The sequence below is a fragment of the Pseudomonas sp. IPO3778 genome (assembly GCF_013386825.1).
Taxonomy (GTDB): domain Bacteria; phylum Pseudomonadota; class Gammaproteobacteria; order Pseudomonadales; family Pseudomonadaceae; genus Aquipseudomonas.
The window spans coordinates 30,982-44,706 of sequence record NZ_JACARC010000021.1 but is presented as its reverse complement, the minus strand read 5'-3'; the positions used below and the strand labels follow the sequence as shown (position 1 = coordinate 44,706).

The window sequence follows — 13,725 nt, the reverse complement described above, 5'->3', positions numbered from 1 at the left end:
TTGGAGACTGCCGAATGAGAAAATTCTGTTGTGTGCTGCTGGCGCTGCTGCCGTTGAGTGCGTTTGCATTCACCACCGACGTAACGAAAGACATCCAGGGTGTGAAGATCGATTACAGCGCGTCGGACATCGACAGCAATATCAGTTCGATCCAACTCACCAACTACGGCCCCAATGATGCGGAGTGCAAGGTACGCTTCATCAACGGACCTGAAGCCCCGCGTACCCGCAAGGTCACGGTCGCAGCGGGGAAAACCACCAACACCACGGTCAATTTCAGCCGTGCCATTATCAAGATGCGTATCCAGCTGACCTGCGCACCGAAATAAGGCAAAAAGCGGAGCTTGCGTACAGCAACACTCCGCTTATAAACAAATTTCTAGATGGGTTATAGCAGTTTTTTACGCTTTTTAATCGAACGAGCCCTGATTAACCTTCACTCCATCGCCTTACAGCATTTACCGATGGAGCTTACATAATCATGGCCCGTGTTCTGATCATCGAAAGCAGCGCCCGTCAGCAGGATTCAATCTCCCGTCAGCTGACCCAACAATTCATCAGCCAATGGAAAGTCGCTCATCCGGCTGACCAGATCACCGTACGTGACCTTGCCATCAACCCGGTGCCGCACCTGGACGCCCACCTGCTGGGTGGCTGGATGAAACCGGCCGAGCAGCGTACTGCCATCGAACAGACCTCTTTGGAGCGCTCCAACGAGCTGACCGACGAACTGCTGGCTGCCGATGTTCTGGTCATGGCCGCGCCGATGTACAACTTCGCGATTCCCAGCACCCTGAAAGCCTGGCTCGACCATGTGCTGCGTGCCGGTGTGACCTTCAAGTACACCGCCACCGGTCCTCAGGGCCTGCTGACCGACAAACGTGCCTTTGTGCTGACCGCTCGCGGCGGCATCCACGCTGGCGGCAGCACTGACCACCAGGAACCCTACCTGCGCCAGGTCATGGGCTTTATCGGCATCCACGACGTGACGTTTATCCACGCCGAAGGGGTGAACCTGGGTGGAGACTTCCAGGAAAAGGGTATGAACCAGGCCAAGGCCCTACTGGCACAGGTGGCGTGATCCGTTAATCGCCAGATAATCGCCTGCGGTTTTAATAGCCCCACGCAACCCTTCAAGTACGCGTACCGAACCTCCCTTTGCACTTTTTGCTCCTGAGTGCTCCTGCCCGACTGACGCTTTTAGCGAGGTCGGGTTTTTTTTGCCTTGAGTTTCGCACGCCTGCGAAAACCGCTAATGTCGCGCCCATTCAAAATGAGGCGAGCATGGGCTATCTACTTGTTGTGACGCTGATCCAGGCGTTTTCCTTCAGCTTGATCGGTGAATACCTGGCCGGTCATGTCGACAGTTACTTCGCGGTGCTGGTGCGCGTACTGTTGGCCGGGCTGGTGTTTATCCCGCTGACCCGCTGGCGCTCGGTGGAACCGGCGTTCATGCGCGGCATGCTGGTGATCGGCGCGTTGCAGTTTGGCGTGACCTACGTGTGCCTGTACCTGAGCTTTCGCGTGTTGACGGTGCCGGAGGTGTTGCTGTTCACCATCCTGACGCCATTGCACGTGACCTTGATCGAAGACGCCTTGAACCGCCGCTTCAATCCGTGGGCACTGGTGGCCGCGTTGGTGGCCGTGACAGGAGCGGCGGTGATTCGCTTTGACCAGATCACCCCGAACTTCTTCATGGGCTTCCTGCTGCTGCAACTGGCCAACTTCACCTACGCCGCCGGGCAGGTGCTTTATAAGCACCTGGTGGCCCGCCATCCGAGCGACCTGCCGCATTACCGGCGGTTTGGCTACTTCTATCTCGGTGCATTGGCGGTGGCGTTGCCGGCGTTCCTGATGTTCGGCAAGGCGAACTACCTGCCTGAAGCGCCGTTGCAATGGGGTGTGTTGGTATTCCTGGGCCTGGTCAGCACGGCACTGGGCATGTACTGGTGGAACAAGGGCGCGTGCATGGTCAACGGCGGCACCCTGGCGGTGATGAACAACCTGCATGTGCCGGTGGGGTTATTGCTTAACTTGCTGATCTGGAACCAGCACGAGCCGCTGGGCAGGTTGCTGCTGGGCGGGTTGGTGATTCTGGGGGCGGTGTGGATCAGTCGGCTGGGCATCAAGTCGCCCAGCCGTTCAGTGGGTTAAAGCGCGCGGCTTTCGGGCGCCGGCAAATGGCTGGCACCCAACACCGCCGGCAACATCCCTGCCCGCAAGTCGCCGCCACTCGGCTGTTGGTACAGGCTCAGCCCAAATTCCGGCAGCACCGCCAGCAGGTAATCGAAGATATCGCCCTGGATACGCTCGTAGTCGGCCCAGGCGGTGGTGCGGGTGAAGCAGTAGATTTCCAGCGGAATGCCCTGGGCCGTGGTCTGCATCTGCCGCACCATGCAGGTCATGTTCGGCTGGATATCCGGGTGGCTTTTCAGGTAAGCCAACGCATACGCACGGAAGGTGCCGATATTGGTCATGTGCCGGCGGTTGGCGGACATCGCCGCAACATTGCCCTGGGCTTCGTTCCAGGCCTTGAGTTCGGCCTTCTTGCGGCTCATGTAGTCGGTCAGCAGGTGCACCTGGGAGAGCCTCAGCTCTTCATCGTCGCGGATGAAGCGCACGCCGCTGGCGTCGATATACAGGCTGCGTTTGATCCGCCGACCACCGGAGGCCTGCATGCCGCGCCAGTTCTTGAACGACTCGGACATCAGGCGCCAGGTGGGAATCGAGACGATGGTCTTGTCGAAGTTCTGCACTTTCACGGTGTGCAGGGTGATGTCCACCACGTCGCCGTCGGCGCCGACCTGGGGCATTTCGATCCAGTCGCCAACCCGCAGCATGTCGTTGCTGGTCAGTTGCACGCTGGCGACGAACGACAGCAAGGTGTCCTTGTAGACCAACAGGATCACCGCCGACATTGCCCCCAAACCGGAAAGCAGCAGCAGCGGCGAACGGTCGATCAGCGTGGCGACGATGATGATCGCGCCAAACACGAACAACACCATTTTCGCCAACTGCACGTAGCCCTTGATGGAGCGGGTGCGGGCGTGTTCGGTGCGGGCGTAGATGTCCAGCAGGGCATTGAGCAGGGCACTGATCGCCAGCACCAGGAACAGAATGGTGAACGCCAGGGCGACATTGCCGATGAACAGGGTGGCGGTCTTGCTCAGGGCCGGCACCAGGTACAGGCCGAACTGGATCACCAGTGACGGCGTCATCTGCGCCAGGCGGTGGAAGACTTTGTTGTGCCGCAGGTCATTGAGCCAGTGCAGCGAGGGTTGCCGGCCCAGTAGTTTGACGGCATGAAGGATGAGGTACCGGGCCACTCGTCCGAGCAGCAAGGCCACCACCAGCAACACCACCAGCGCCAGGCTGGCATGCAGCAACGGGTGTTCGTCGAGGGTGCCCCAAAGGTCTTGGGCGTTGAGCCAGAGCTGTTTGATATCCATGGGTAAACGCGATTCTTCTGTAAGACGTGACGGGGCGATTAGAGCATTTAAGTGCGTCAAAGTTGTCCTTGTGGACAAATCCCCTGACAAAAAACCGCCTGATTAGCGTTGTTCGCGTAAAGAAACTCGGCCTCGGCGCCCGAAACCGTTACCCTATGCAGCTGTTTTTTTGTATTTCTTCGAGGTAGCACCCGTGTTTTCCCAATTCGCCCTGCACGAACGCCTGCTCAAAGCCGTGGCCGAGCTTAAATTTGTCGAGCCAACGCCTGTGCAAGCAGCGGCCATCCCGCTCGCGCTCGAAGGGCGTGACCTGCGGGTGACGGCTCAAACCGGGAGTGGCAAGACTGCCGCTTTCGTCCTGCCGATTCTTAACCGTCTGATCGGCCCGGCGAAAGTTCGTGTCAGCATCAAGACCCTGATCCTGCTGCCCACCCGCGAGCTGGCCCAGCAGACCTTGAAGGAAGTGGAACGCTTCTCGCAGTTCACCTTCATCAAGTCCGGCCTGATCACCGGCGGCGAAGACTTCAAGGTCCAGGCCGCCATGCTGCGCAAGGTGCCGGACATCCTGATCGGCACCCCGGGCCGGATGATCGAGCAACTGAACGCCGGTAACCTGGACCTCAAGGAAGTTGAAGTGCTGGTGCTCGACGAGGCCGACCGCATGCTCGACATGGGCTTTGCCGACGACGTGCAGCGCCTGGTGCAAGAGTGCGTAAACCGCCAGCAGACCATGCTGTTCTCGGCCACCACCGGTGGTTCGACCCTGCGCGACATGGTGGCCAAGGTCCTGAACAACCCGGAGCACCTGCAGGTCAACAACGTCAGCGACCTGAACTCCACCACCCGTCAGCAGATCATCACCGCTGACCACAACGTGCACAAAGAGCAGATCCTCAACTGGTTGCTGGCCAACGAGACCTATCAGAAGGCCATCGTGTTCACCAACACCCGGGCCATGGCCGACCGCATCTACGGTCGCCTGGTGGCTCAGGAATACAAGGCGTTCGTCCTGCACGGTGAGAAAGACCAGAAGGACCGCAAGCTGGCCATCGACCGCCTCAAGCAAGGCGGCGTGAAGATCCTGGTTGCCACCGACGTTGCCGCCCGCGGCCTGGACGTGGATGGCCTGGACATGGTGATCAACTTCGACATGCCCCGCAGCGGCGACGAGTACGTACACCGTATCGGCCGTACCGGGCGTGCTGGCAACGATGGCCTGGCGATCTCGCTGATCTGCCACGGTGATTGGAACCTGATGTCGAGCATCGAGCGCTACTTGAAGCAGTCGTTCGAGCGCCGCACCATCAAGGAAGTCAAAGGCACCTACGGCGGACCGAAAAAGGTCAAAGCCTCGGGCAAAGCCGTTGGCGTGAAGAAGAAAAAAGTCGACGCGAAGGGCGAGAAGAAAAAAGCCGGCGCCAAGTCGCCGACCAAGCGCAAGATTGCCAACCGTCCAAAGACCGACAACCTGTCGTTGGTCAGCAAGGACGGCATGGCTCCCCTGAAGCGCCGCAAGCCGGAAGCGCCTGCTGCCGAGTAAAGCTTGAACCACAAAAAAACCGGACAATGTCCGGTTTTTTTTCGCCTCAGTTTTTGGTTTTGGCTGCGGCCTCGTCCATTTCCTTGAGGCGCTGGTCAATCAGTTGGCACTTGTCAGGCAGGTCTGCACTGGCGGTTTCCAGCTTCATGTTCTGCAATTCCTCGTTGATCTCCTTGGCCTTCTCCGGGTTCTGTTGGGTGAGCTTAGTCACCTCCTTGGCCAGTTGCTCGCGTTTTGCGGTGGCTTCTTCCAGCGTGCAGGCCCAGGCGGGCAGGGCTGCGAGCAGGGTGGCCGCGACGGCCATATTCAGCAGGGTTTTCATTATTCGGACCTCCTTGGCGGTGATATTCGGTTGAGGGCCTCAGCCGCTCAAAAGTTCAGCGAAATCGCGCCTGTCCGCTAGGCTGAACGGACGATGGGCCCGGCATGTCACACCTTTGAAGGGCCTCTATTCGTGTGCCTTCAGGAGGAATCAGGATGACGACTTACAATTGGGATTTGCTTGAACGCCTGCTGCATGAAGTGCAGAACAGCGCAGGCCACAGCTTTACACCGCGCCCCTACGCCGAGCAGGAAGCGGCCGCCAAGGCAGCAAACGGTGAAGATGTGGGGAACCTGGACGAACTGAAAGTGACTGCCACCGAGTACGAAAAGCTCCTGCTGGACCGTGGCTTTATCGAGCCGCGCCCCGAGGACGAAGGCGGCAACGGTGAGAATTTCGTATTGACCCCGCGCGGCTCACAGCTGCTGAGCCTGATCGACAGCTGCATCCCCGGCAATAATCATCCGCGCGAGGTGCTGGACGAGCAGGCCGATGCACTGGACCCCGCGACGTTCGATGACGTGGCGTCTAAAGCGCAGATTGCCTGATGACTACGGGGTGCCAGCCTTCAGGCATTTAAGGGCCTTAAAGTCGCTGCGCACCTTGTCGATCTTCTGCGTCAGCTTTTGGCGTTGCTGCACCGTGCTTTCCGCCATCAGGTCGACGATCAGGCCACGGGCGGCACTTTCGGTCTGGGCGTAGGCCTGGCGATACTCCGGGGTCCACAGGCTTTCGCGGTCCACCAGCAATTGCTCGATCTTGTGTGGGAAGTCGTTGCTGTGGCGGTCCTTGACCGCTGCGATAAACAGCGCCTGCCAGTGGGCGCGGTTACCAATCCATTGTTGATTCTGCTCACCCAGGGCGATGGACCAGGCGGTGACGCGATTCTGCTGGCTGGCGCTTAACGGCCCCAGCCATGCGTCCAGGCGCTTGTTCATGCGCTCTGCGCGCTCTTTGATTTGCTGCTCCAGGGACGGTTTGAGGTATTCGTCCTGACGCTTGCGCAGGTCCTTGGCGAACGCTTGCTCCATGTCTTGCACTTGTTGGTCGTCCAGCCCCTGCAATAACTCGATGGCGGACGGCGTGATCGCCCGGGCGCTCTCGGCAATGGCTTGCTTGGCTTCGGCGGTGCGGGTTTGCAGGGCGGCGTCGGTCACCTGGTTGGTGTCGACCATCTGTTGCAGGCGGTCGAGCCAGTCGAGGTAGCCCGGCAGTTGGGTGGTGCAATGCCAGGCCAGGTGTTCCTTGAGCTTGTCGTTGAACCAGCTTTTTTGCCCGGCGTTCATGTCCAGGTAGTCGCTGAGGGTCCAGGGGATGATCACATCCAGGTTGCGATAGGCCAGGCCCACCCGATTGCAACCTGCCAGCACCAGGCTGAGGGCCAGCAACATCACCAGAAGTTTGAACCGACGCAGCATGAGCGAGTCCTTGCGCAGACGAGAGTATTGCATCTGAACCCGTCAGGGCGACGACAGTTCAGCCCATCAATAAAACGCCCGCTCCGCTTTTAAGGTCAATAGCCCGTCGCATTGCGAGTTGTGTCCGGAGTAGGCCGAGCAATCGCCGCCGCTGAGGCTGGAGTCGCTGTAGATCAGGTTCAGGTCGACACCCATCCATGGCCGGGACACCTGCACCGACCAATCGCTGAAGTTGCGGATGGAGCTGCCATCGGCCACCGACACCGGAGTGCCCAACTGGTGGGTGGTGTATTTCATGCTGACGCCGATGCCGAAAGGCTTGGTGCCGCCCAGGTCGGCAAACAGGGTGCTGTCCTGGCGGTCCGGGTCGTTGCTGAAGGCGACACCGAAACGGTTGCCCAGCAGGTTCAGGCCGCCATAGAGCTCCTGGCTGTCCAGTGGGCTCAGCTTGGGATAGCTGTAGTGAATCATGCCCAGCTCATAACCCAGGGTCTGGTCGAAGGGGTGCTTGAAGCCCATATAGGAATCGATTTCCAGGTTGCTGCCGGGAGACATGCCCATGTTCGGTGAGAATTGCCCGAGGTACAGGCCGCTGTCATGACTCAGGTCCAGGCCACCGTGGAACGAGTCGCTGCCAGGCGCAGTGGGTTTGACCAGGCCCTGGGCCATGCTGCGGCCGGGCGTGGTGCCCAGTTTCAGGTCGAAGTCACCCAGCTCACGCTGGAAAACCTGCGCTTCGGCAAGGGGACTGGCCAACAGGGCAGCAGCCAGGAAAATGCAGGATTTGAACACGCTTCACTCCATGAAAAGCGAGGAGCAGTAATGGGAAATATCGGGCAGATGCCCGATCTAGACGTGTGCAAGCATACCGGCGATGGTTTGCAGATAAAGCCCGTTCGTCGATTCGTGTAAAAGGGGGGTGTATCAGAGGGTGTTGCGGGCTCTAGTCCTAGCGCCTTGAAAGGCAAAGCGCATAGGGACCAGGTGTAATGCGCGAGTTTTACTTTTTACCCAGGGTGATCTGCTTGGACGGGCCGAAAGTCTGGCCGCTCACGCCTTTGGCAATCTGCTGGATTTCGCCGCCCTGCTTGAGGAAGGCAGCAATTTGGTTGTTGATCGATTCGCTGGTTTCAACGGCGGGAGCTGGCTTTGCTTTGCTGTTGGATGCTTTTACGCGCATGGCGGCCACTAACCTGTAGAAAATTAACTTGGCCATGCATCGTACATGAAATGCTTGACAATTGCTTGGCAAATATCCCCCTGAAATATATGACGGGTTAATGAATGGCCTGGAAATAACGAGTGAAATACTCGCCTAACTCGCTGTTTTAACTCGAAACTCATGGGGAAAATTGCCGTGTGCGCTGGCAAAACCTGCGCGGATGATCTGACGAGCGGGGCGGTGGCCGGCAAACCCACGATTTTTCAGGCGTGTGCGCCGGTACAGGGGACCGCCGCCGTCAACTCGGGTAGAATGCCGCCCACGCAATGAGGGTATTGGAAATGGCTTTAGTCGGGCGCTACAACAGCTTGCAAGTGGTTAAACACACTAACTTTGGTTTGTACCTGGATGGTGATCAAGAGGGCGAAATCCTCTTGCCCAATCGCTATATTCCCAAAGATATTCCCAGTGAAGATGAAGACTGGCTCAACGTTTTTATTTATCTGGACAGCGATGACAAACTTATCGCGACCACCGAAAAACCAAAAGTACAGGTGGGTGAATTTGCCAGTCTGAAAGTGGTTGAAGTCAACAGTATCGGTGTCTTTCTGGATTGGGGCCTGCCCAAGGATTTGCTGCTGCCTTACTCCGAAGAAAAGCGCCAACTGACCGCCGGTGAGTACTGCGTGGTGCACGTCTACCTCGACAAGCACACCAAGCGCATCACGGCCACCGCGCGCCTTGACCGCTACCTGGACAAGACCCCGGCCACCTACAAGGTCGGCCAGGAAGTTGACTTGCTGGTGGCCGAAGCCACAGACATGGGCTTCAAGGCCATTATCAACAACAAGCACTGGGGCCTGATCCACAAGAACGAAGTGTTCAAGTTCCTGCGCCCGGGCAAGGAAGAGAAAGGCTTCATCAAGGAAATTCGCGCCGACGGCAATATCAGCCTGAGCCTGCAGCCGGTGGGTGAAGAGGCGGCGTCCAGCCTGAACTCGAAAATCCTCGCCAAGTTGCGCGACAACAACGGCACCTTGCCGGTCAGCGATAAAAGCGACCCGGCACTGATCAGCAGTTTGTTCGGTGTCAGCAAAGGCAACTTCAAGAAGGCCATCGGTGCCCTCTACAAGCAAGGTCACATTGTGATCCACGCGGATCGTATTGAACTAAGCTGATCGCGGTTTGCTCTTTTGTAGGAGTACGCTTGCTCCTACAAAAGGTCGCCAGGATGTCCAGAAAAACCCTCTTCGCCTACCTCGGTACCTTGCTCGCCTTCCTGGTCCTCGACGGCCTTTGGCTCGGCGTCTTAATGGGCCCGACCTACAAAGCGCTGCTCGGCCCACTGATGCTCGATCAGCCACGCCTGTTCCCGGCCGTGGCGTTCTATCTTCTCTATGTCTTCGGGTGTGTCGTGTTTGTTGTCCTTCCGGCGTTGACGAGCGGCGGCTGGCAACGGGCCGTGCGGCTTGGTGCCTTGCTGGGCCTGGTGGCTTACGGCACCTATGACTTGAGCAATTGGGCGACCTTGCAGGGCTGGTCTGCCGGATTGGCCGTCATGGACATTGCCTGGGGCACCTTCCTCAGTGCGGTTTGCTGCGCCGTGGGCTATCACTGTGCACGCAGGGTGCACAATTGATTGTGTACAGGATTGATCTGCACCATCCCTGAGCAAACCGGCACCGTTTAATCATCTCTGTGTCCTTGCACAACCTTCTGAAGACCCACGCTCCAGAGGGATTGTGCCGAGTTTTATTCCATTGGCACGCATTCTGCTCATCAACTCGTATACAAACCATGCCGCCTCCCGTACGCACTCCCGTCGCGGGTTGCAGGCCGGTATTTACGAGGAGCCCTGCGATGACCGAACAATTGCCCAAAGGCTACAGCCCGCGCCTGTACAACCAGGACCTGGGACCGCTGCCGCAAAAGTGGAACTGGTACAACATCTTCGCCTTCTGGATGAGCGACGTGCACAGCGTCGGCGGTTATGTGTTTGCCGCCAGCCTGTTCGCCCTCGGGTTGGCCAGTTGGCAGGTGTTGATCGCCTTGCTCGCCGGCATCTGCATTGTGCAATTGATTGCCAATCTGGTGGCCAAGCCAAGCCAGCAGGCCGCGGTGCCGTACCCGGTGATCTGCCGGCTGGCCTTCGGTGTTTTTGGAGCGAATATTCCTGCGGTGATTCGCGGCTTGATCGCGGTGGCCTGGTACGGGATTCAGACGTACCTGGCGTCCAGCGCATTGATCATTGTGGTGCTGCGTTTTTTCCCACAGATGGCGGTCTATGCGGAGCCACATTTCGCGGGCCTTTCGTACTTGGGCTGGTTCGGCTTCCTCAGCCTGTGGACGCTCCAGGCGCTGGTGTTCTGGACCGGCATGGAATCCATCCGCCGCTTTATCGACTGGGCGGGTCCTATCGTTTATGCGGTGATGTTTGCCCTGGCAGGCTGGATCGTCTGGAAGGCCGGCTGGGCCAATATCAGTTTCACCCTGGCGGAAAAGTCCCTGTCCGGCTGGCAGGCCTTCGGCCAAATCATCGTGGCGACCGCCTTGGTGGTGTCGTACTTTTCCGGGCCGACCTTGAATTTCGGTGATTTCAGCCGCTACTGCCGCACGATGAAGGACGTCCGTCGCGGAAACTTCTGGGGCTTGCCGGTAAATTTCCTGGCGTTCTCCCTGGTCACCGTGGTGATTGTCTCGGGCACCTTGCCGGTGTTCGGCGAAATGCTTCACGACCCGATCGCCACCGTCTCGCGCATCGACAACAACATGGCCGTGCTGCTGGGGGCGTTTGCCTTTGTCACCGCGACCATCGGCATTAATATCGTCGCCAACTTCGTCTCGCCGGCCTTTGATTTTGCCAACGTGGCACCGAGCAAAATCAGCTGGCGCGCGGGCGGTATGATCGCGGCAGTGGCTTCGATCTTTATTACGCCGTGGAATCTGTTCAACAACCCGTTGATGATTCACTACACCCTCGACATCCTCGCGGCGTTTATCGGGCCGTTGTTCGGGATTCTGCTGGTGGATTACTACCTGGTGAAGAAGCAAAAAATCGACGTCGACGCGCTGTTCGATGACAGCCCGTCGGGTCGCTACTACTTCGATGGCGGGGTCAACTGGACGGCCGTCAAAGCCTTGGTGCCCGCGACCCTGGTGGGTGTGGCAATCACCTTCACTCCGGTGTTGCAGCCGATGGCCAACTTTGCCTGGTTTACCGGCTGCTTCCTGGGTGGGCTGTTTTTCCTGGTATTGGCGCGGCGTGAACAGGTTCGCGTGCCTGTGCCGATGGTTGCCGGCTGACCAGCACCGCCCCCGCCACTAACAAACCGGCGCCAGCGACCACCAGCGCCGGTTGCAGGCCACCACTGAGGTGGCTGCTCATCGATGCCAGCAATGGCCCGCTCAATTGGCCGATCGCAAAGCTGGCGGTGAGCAATCCGGTGCTGCGCTGGTAGCCGTGAGGGGCGACCTCACGCAAGCGCGCCATCACCAGTTGCATGCACGCCAGGAATGGCCCGCCGCACAGCAACACCCCCAGGGCCAGGCCCCAACCGTTGCCCAGCAGGCAGGCAAATACCCCGGCCGCTTGCAGCCACAGGGTAGTCATCAGCCAGCGGCGGGTGGTGTCCGGGTCCTTGCGGCGCAGGCTTGCGACCACCACGCCAATCGCGGCGGCCAGGCCAAAGAATGGCCAGAACAGGTCCGCTTGCCATGCGCCCTTGAATTGCGCGCTGGCCATTTGTGACAGGAAGGTCGCCGGGATGATGTAGCCGAGACCGTACAGCACGTAAATCCAGCACAGGTGGGTGATGCTGCCGTTGTTGACCACGTCAGTGTGGCTGGCAACGGGCGTGCTGGCGGCGGAAGGCTTGGGCAGGAACGGCAGGATGGCCAGCAACATGACCAGCGCAACCACGCCATACACCAGCCACAAGGTTGCAGAGTTTTGCCCCAGCAGGTTGGAGCCCAGCGCCAGCAACCCGGTCAACAGAATCCCCAGCCCCGGCCCGGCAAATACCAGCGCTCCCAGGCGTGGACGCCCGGCCGCAATGGCCAGCGGTTGGCTCAAGCTGGTGATCATCACCAACGCCCAGGCGCTCGCCACACCCGTACCGAAGCGCAACAACAGGTGCGGCCAGAACCCGTGGGCCCAGTACGACGCCAGGGTCAGCAGCACGCACAGCCACAACCCGCCGTATAAACGCCCGCGTACATGGTGATGGCTGCGGGCGAATATCGAATCCACCGCACCGACGAAGTAACCCAGATAATTGGCGGCTGCAATCAGCCCGGCGCCGGTCAGGTCGATCTGGCCTTCGCTGAGCAAATGCGGCATTTGCGGAGTCAGCGCGAAGCGGCCAATGCCCATGGCCATCATCAAGGCAATAAAGCTGGCGAGTAAGCGGATCAGCGGTGACATGGTCATTTTCCTGCAATCAGCGAGTGACCATCAGGCTAAAGTGAATTGACTTTCTGTAAAAATGAATAATAGTGAGTAACTTGTTCAGTTTTGGAGAAAGGTGATGGAGTTTAGTCAATTGCGTATTTTCCAGGCCGTGGCCGAGGAGGGCTCCATCACCCGCGCCGCCGAGCGTTTGCACCGGGTTCCGTCCAACCTGTCGACCCGGCTGAAACAAATGGAAGAACAGCTCGGCGTCGAACTGTTTGTGCGCGAGCGTCAGCGTTTGCAGCTTTCTCCCGCAGGTAAAGTGTTGCTGGACTACAGTGCTCGCCTGCTCGCGCTGCATGACGAAGCCTATGGCGCGGTGCAGGGCGGCCAGCCCGCTGGCGATTTTGTGCTCGGCAGCATGTACAGCACGGCGGCGATTCATTTGCCGAAGCTGCTGGCGCGTTATCACAAGGCGTATCCGATGGTGAACCTGCAAGTGCAGTCGGCCCCCAGCGGCGAGTTGTTGGAGGGATTGATCACCGGGCGCCTGGATGCCGCACTGGTGGACGGCCCGTTGAGCCTGGCCACCCTGGATGGCATACCGCTGTGCGAGGAGCGGCTGATACTGATTTGCGAGGCGGATCACCCACCCGTGCGTGGGCCGCAGGATGTCGCTGGCCGCTCGGTGTTCACTTTCCGACGCAGTTGCGCCTACCGGGCGCGCCTGGAAGCCTGGTTTTCCCACGACCGCGTGGCCATGGGGCGTGCCATTGAGATCGAGTCCTACCAGGGCATGCTGGCCTGTGTGACCGCCGGCTCTGGTGTGGCCTTGATGTCTGAATCGATGCTCGACAGCCTGCCGGGCAAGGACAGCGTGTCCGTTCATCCGCTGGTCGGGCCTTTTGCCAGCGCCACCACCTGGTTGATGTGGCGCAAGGGCATGCTCGGCGCTAACCTCAACGCGTGGATTGACCTGCAGCAGGAGGGCAAGGTGCTACCGGAAAGCGAAACCCGAGCAATTGCTTGAACGATCCGTCAGGATTTTGATCAATTCAGTAATAGTTCGTTGTGGTTTCGTTCAAGCAATACGTAGGACTTAGGGCTACTATCTGTAGGAAGCGGCCAAAGAATTCCAGCCGCTCGGCATTACCCCAAGGGGGCACCATGAAAGAGAAACTGCAAAACTGGCTGCACGACCTCGGCGTCGCACTCGGCTTGATCGAGCCACCGCTGCAACCGGTGCCAATCCGCACCGATGACGAGCAGCGTCGCCCGCGTCGCAGGTAGGTCCTGGAAAGCGCTCAAACCCCTGTGTTTGGGCGCGGTCTGAAGCGACATAAATTTTATGTGGGAGCGGGCTTGCTCGCGAATACTGTGTATCAGTGACCTTTGCACTGACTGACGCACCGTATTCGCGAGCAAGCCCGCTCCCACATTTGTT

Annotated in this window: 16 protein-coding genes; 10 read left to right on the top strand and 6 right to left on the bottom strand. The window is 59.0% G+C overall.

Going from position 1 to position 13,725, the window contains the following annotated elements:
- Nucleotides 1–14: 14 nt before the first annotated feature.
- The 3 genes from HX855_RS08990 (at nt 15) to HX855_RS08980 (ending at nt 2,154) form a co-directional block, all read left to right on the top strand.
- A complete protein-coding gene (locus HX855_RS08990; RefSeq protein WP_177082443.1) occupies nt 15–329 on the top strand; it encodes a 3-phosphoglycerate kinase in 315 nt (104 codons plus the stop codon).
- A gap of 152 nt (nt 330–481) precedes the next feature.
- Nucleotides 482–1,081: an FMN-dependent NADH-azoreductase gene (locus HX855_RS08985; RefSeq protein WP_177082441.1), complete on the top strand. Its 600-nt coding sequence runs from the start codon at nt 482–484 to the stop codon at nt 1,079–1,081.
- A 203-nt stretch (nt 1,082–1,284) separates the two neighbouring features.
- Nucleotides 1,285–2,154, top strand: a complete 870-nt coding sequence (locus HX855_RS08980) for a carboxylate/amino acid/amine transporter (RefSeq protein ID WP_177082439.1) — start codon at nt 1,285–1,287, stop codon at nt 2,152–2,154.
- On the opposite strand, the gene HX855_RS08975 is transcribed toward HX855_RS08980, so the two are convergent.
- A complete protein-coding gene (locus HX855_RS08975; RefSeq protein ID WP_177082437.1) occupies nt 2,151–3,449 on the bottom strand; it encodes a mechanosensitive ion channel family protein in 1,299 nt (432 codons plus the stop codon). The genes HX855_RS08980 and HX855_RS08975 overlap by 4 nt on opposite strands.
- A 193-nt stretch (nt 3,450–3,642) precedes the next feature.
- On the opposite strand from HX855_RS08975, the gene HX855_RS08970 reads away from it, so the two are divergent.
- Nucleotides 3,643–4,989 carry a DEAD/DEAH box helicase gene (locus HX855_RS08970; RefSeq protein WP_088422789.1) on the top strand — a complete coding sequence of 449 codons (1,347 nt, stop codon included), beginning with the start codon at nt 3,643–3,645 and terminating at the stop codon, nt 4,987–4,989.
- A 46-nt stretch (nt 4,990–5,035) separates the two neighbouring features.
- On the opposite strand, the gene HX855_RS08965 is transcribed toward HX855_RS08970, so the two are convergent.
- Nucleotides 5,036–5,311: a hypothetical protein gene (locus tag HX855_RS08965; RefSeq protein ID WP_088422788.1), complete on the bottom strand. Its 276-nt coding sequence runs from the start codon at nt 5,309–5,311 to the stop codon at nt 5,036–5,038.
- A 155-nt stretch (nt 5,312–5,466) separates the two neighbouring features.
- Between HX855_RS08965 and HX855_RS08960 the strand changes: the two genes are divergently transcribed.
- Nucleotides 5,467–5,859, top strand: a complete 393-nt coding sequence (locus HX855_RS08960) for a transcriptional regulator (RefSeq protein ID WP_177082435.1) — start codon at nt 5,467–5,469, stop codon at nt 5,857–5,859.
- A 3-nt stretch (nt 5,860–5,862) separates the two neighbouring features.
- Here HX855_RS08960 and HX855_RS08955 read toward each other — a convergent pair whose 3' ends face one another.
- The 3 genes from HX855_RS08955 to HX855_RS08945 form a co-directional block, all read right to left on the bottom strand.
- Nucleotides 5,863–6,729: a DUF6279 family lipoprotein gene (locus tag HX855_RS08955; protein ID WP_177082433.1), complete on the bottom strand. Its 867-nt coding sequence runs from the start codon at nt 6,727–6,729 to the stop codon at nt 5,863–5,865.
- 66 nt (nt 6,730–6,795) lie between these two features.
- Nucleotides 6,796–7,521, bottom strand: a complete 726-nt coding sequence (locus tag HX855_RS08950) for a TorF family putative porin (RefSeq protein ID WP_177082431.1) — start codon at nt 7,519–7,521, stop codon at nt 6,796–6,798.
- A 208-nt stretch (nt 7,522–7,729) separates the two neighbouring features.
- Complete coding sequence (locus tag HX855_RS08945; protein WP_088422903.1) at nt 7,730–7,909, bottom strand: hypothetical protein; 180 nt, start codon at nt 7,907–7,909, stop codon at nt 7,730–7,732.
- Nucleotides 7,910–8,232: 323 nt separating this feature from the next.
- Between HX855_RS08945 and HX855_RS08940 the strand changes: the two genes are divergently transcribed.
- From HX855_RS08940 to HX855_RS08930, 3 genes are all read left to right on the top strand, one after another.
- Nucleotides 8,233–9,069 carry a S1 RNA-binding domain-containing protein gene (locus tag HX855_RS08940; RefSeq protein WP_076014775.1) on the top strand — a complete coding sequence of 279 codons (837 nt, stop codon included), beginning with the start codon at nt 8,233–8,235 and terminating at the stop codon, nt 9,067–9,069.
- A 53-nt stretch (nt 9,070–9,122) separates the two neighbouring features.
- Nucleotides 9,123–9,530, top strand: a complete 408-nt coding sequence (locus HX855_RS08935; protein WP_177082429.1) for a DUF2177 family protein — start codon at nt 9,123–9,125, stop codon at nt 9,528–9,530.
- 221 nt (nt 9,531–9,751) lie between these two features.
- Complete coding sequence (locus tag HX855_RS08930) at nt 9,752–11,194, top strand: NCS1 family nucleobase:cation symporter-1 (RefSeq protein WP_177082427.1); 1,443 nt, start codon at nt 9,752–9,754, stop codon at nt 11,192–11,194.
- On the opposite strand, the gene HX855_RS08925 is transcribed toward HX855_RS08930, so the two are convergent.
- Nucleotides 11,106–12,314, bottom strand: coding sequence for an MFS transporter (locus HX855_RS08925; RefSeq protein WP_177082425.1), 1,209 nt, complete (start codon nt 12,312–12,314; stop codon nt 11,106–11,108). The genes HX855_RS08930 and HX855_RS08925 overlap by 89 nt on opposite strands.
- A gap of 103 nt (nt 12,315–12,417) precedes the next feature.
- Between HX855_RS08925 and HX855_RS08920 the strand changes: the two genes are divergently transcribed.
- Together HX855_RS08920 and HX855_RS33220 are read left to right on the top strand one after the other, a co-directional pair.
- On the top strand, nt 12,418–13,311 hold the full coding sequence (locus tag HX855_RS08920) for a LysR family transcriptional regulator (RefSeq protein WP_177082423.1): 894 nt from the start codon (nt 12,418–12,420) through the stop codon (nt 13,309–13,311).
- A gap of 137 nt (nt 13,312–13,448) precedes the next feature.
- Nucleotides 13,449–13,571 (top strand): PA1414 family protein, encoded by a 123-nt coding sequence (locus HX855_RS33220; protein ID WP_003210728.1) that lies wholly within the window; start codon nt 13,449–13,451, stop codon nt 13,569–13,571.
- Nucleotides 13,572–13,725 lie beyond the last annotated feature (154 nt).

Excerpts from the sequence above, each read along its gene's own strand:
- HX855_RS08945 (WP_088422903.1), bottom strand. The coding sequence starts at position 7,909 with ATGCGCGTAAAAGCATCCAACAGCAAAGCAAAGCCAGCTCCCGCCGTT.
- HX855_RS08960 (WP_177082435.1), top strand. The coding sequence starts at position 5,467 with ATGACGACTTACAATTGGGATTTGCTTGAACGCCTGCTGCATGAAGTG.
- HX855_RS08990 (WP_177082443.1), top strand. The coding sequence starts at position 15 with ATGAGAAAATTCTGTTGTGTGCTGCTGGCGCTGCTGCCGTTGAGTGCG.
- HX855_RS08980 (WP_177082439.1), top strand. The coding sequence starts at position 1,285 with ATGGGCTATCTACTTGTTGTGACGCTGATCCAGGCGTTTTCCTTCAGC.
- HX855_RS08985 (WP_177082441.1), top strand. The coding sequence starts at position 482 with ATGGCCCGTGTTCTGATCATCGAAAGCAGCGCCCGTCAGCAGGATTCA.
- HX855_RS08925 (WP_177082425.1), bottom strand. The coding sequence starts at position 12,314 with ATGTCACCGCTGATCCGCTTACTCGCCAGCTTTATTGCCTTGATGATG.
- HX855_RS08940 (WP_076014775.1), top strand. The coding sequence starts at position 8,233 with ATGGCTTTAGTCGGGCGCTACAACAGCTTGCAAGTGGTTAAACACACT.
- HX855_RS08965 (WP_088422788.1), bottom strand. The coding sequence starts at position 5,311 with ATGAAAACCCTGCTGAATATGGCCGTCGCGGCCACCCTGCTCGCAGCC.
- HX855_RS08975 (WP_177082437.1), bottom strand. The coding sequence starts at position 3,449 with ATGGATATCAAACAGCTCTGGCTCAACGCCCAAGACCTTTGGGGCACC.
- HX855_RS08955 (WP_177082433.1), bottom strand. The coding sequence starts at position 6,729 with ATGCTGCGTCGGTTCAAACTTCTGGTGATGTTGCTGGCCCTCAGCCTG.
- HX855_RS08920 (WP_177082423.1), top strand. The coding sequence starts at position 12,418 with ATGGAGTTTAGTCAATTGCGTATTTTCCAGGCCGTGGCCGAGGAGGGC.
- HX855_RS08930 (WP_177082427.1), top strand. The coding sequence starts at position 9,752 with ATGACCGAACAATTGCCCAAAGGCTACAGCCCGCGCCTGTACAACCAG.
- HX855_RS33220 (WP_003210728.1), top strand. The coding sequence starts at position 13,449 with ATGAAAGAGAAACTGCAAAACTGGCTGCACGACCTCGGCGTCGCACTC.
- HX855_RS08935 (WP_177082429.1), top strand. The coding sequence starts at position 9,123 with ATGTCCAGAAAAACCCTCTTCGCCTACCTCGGTACCTTGCTCGCCTTC.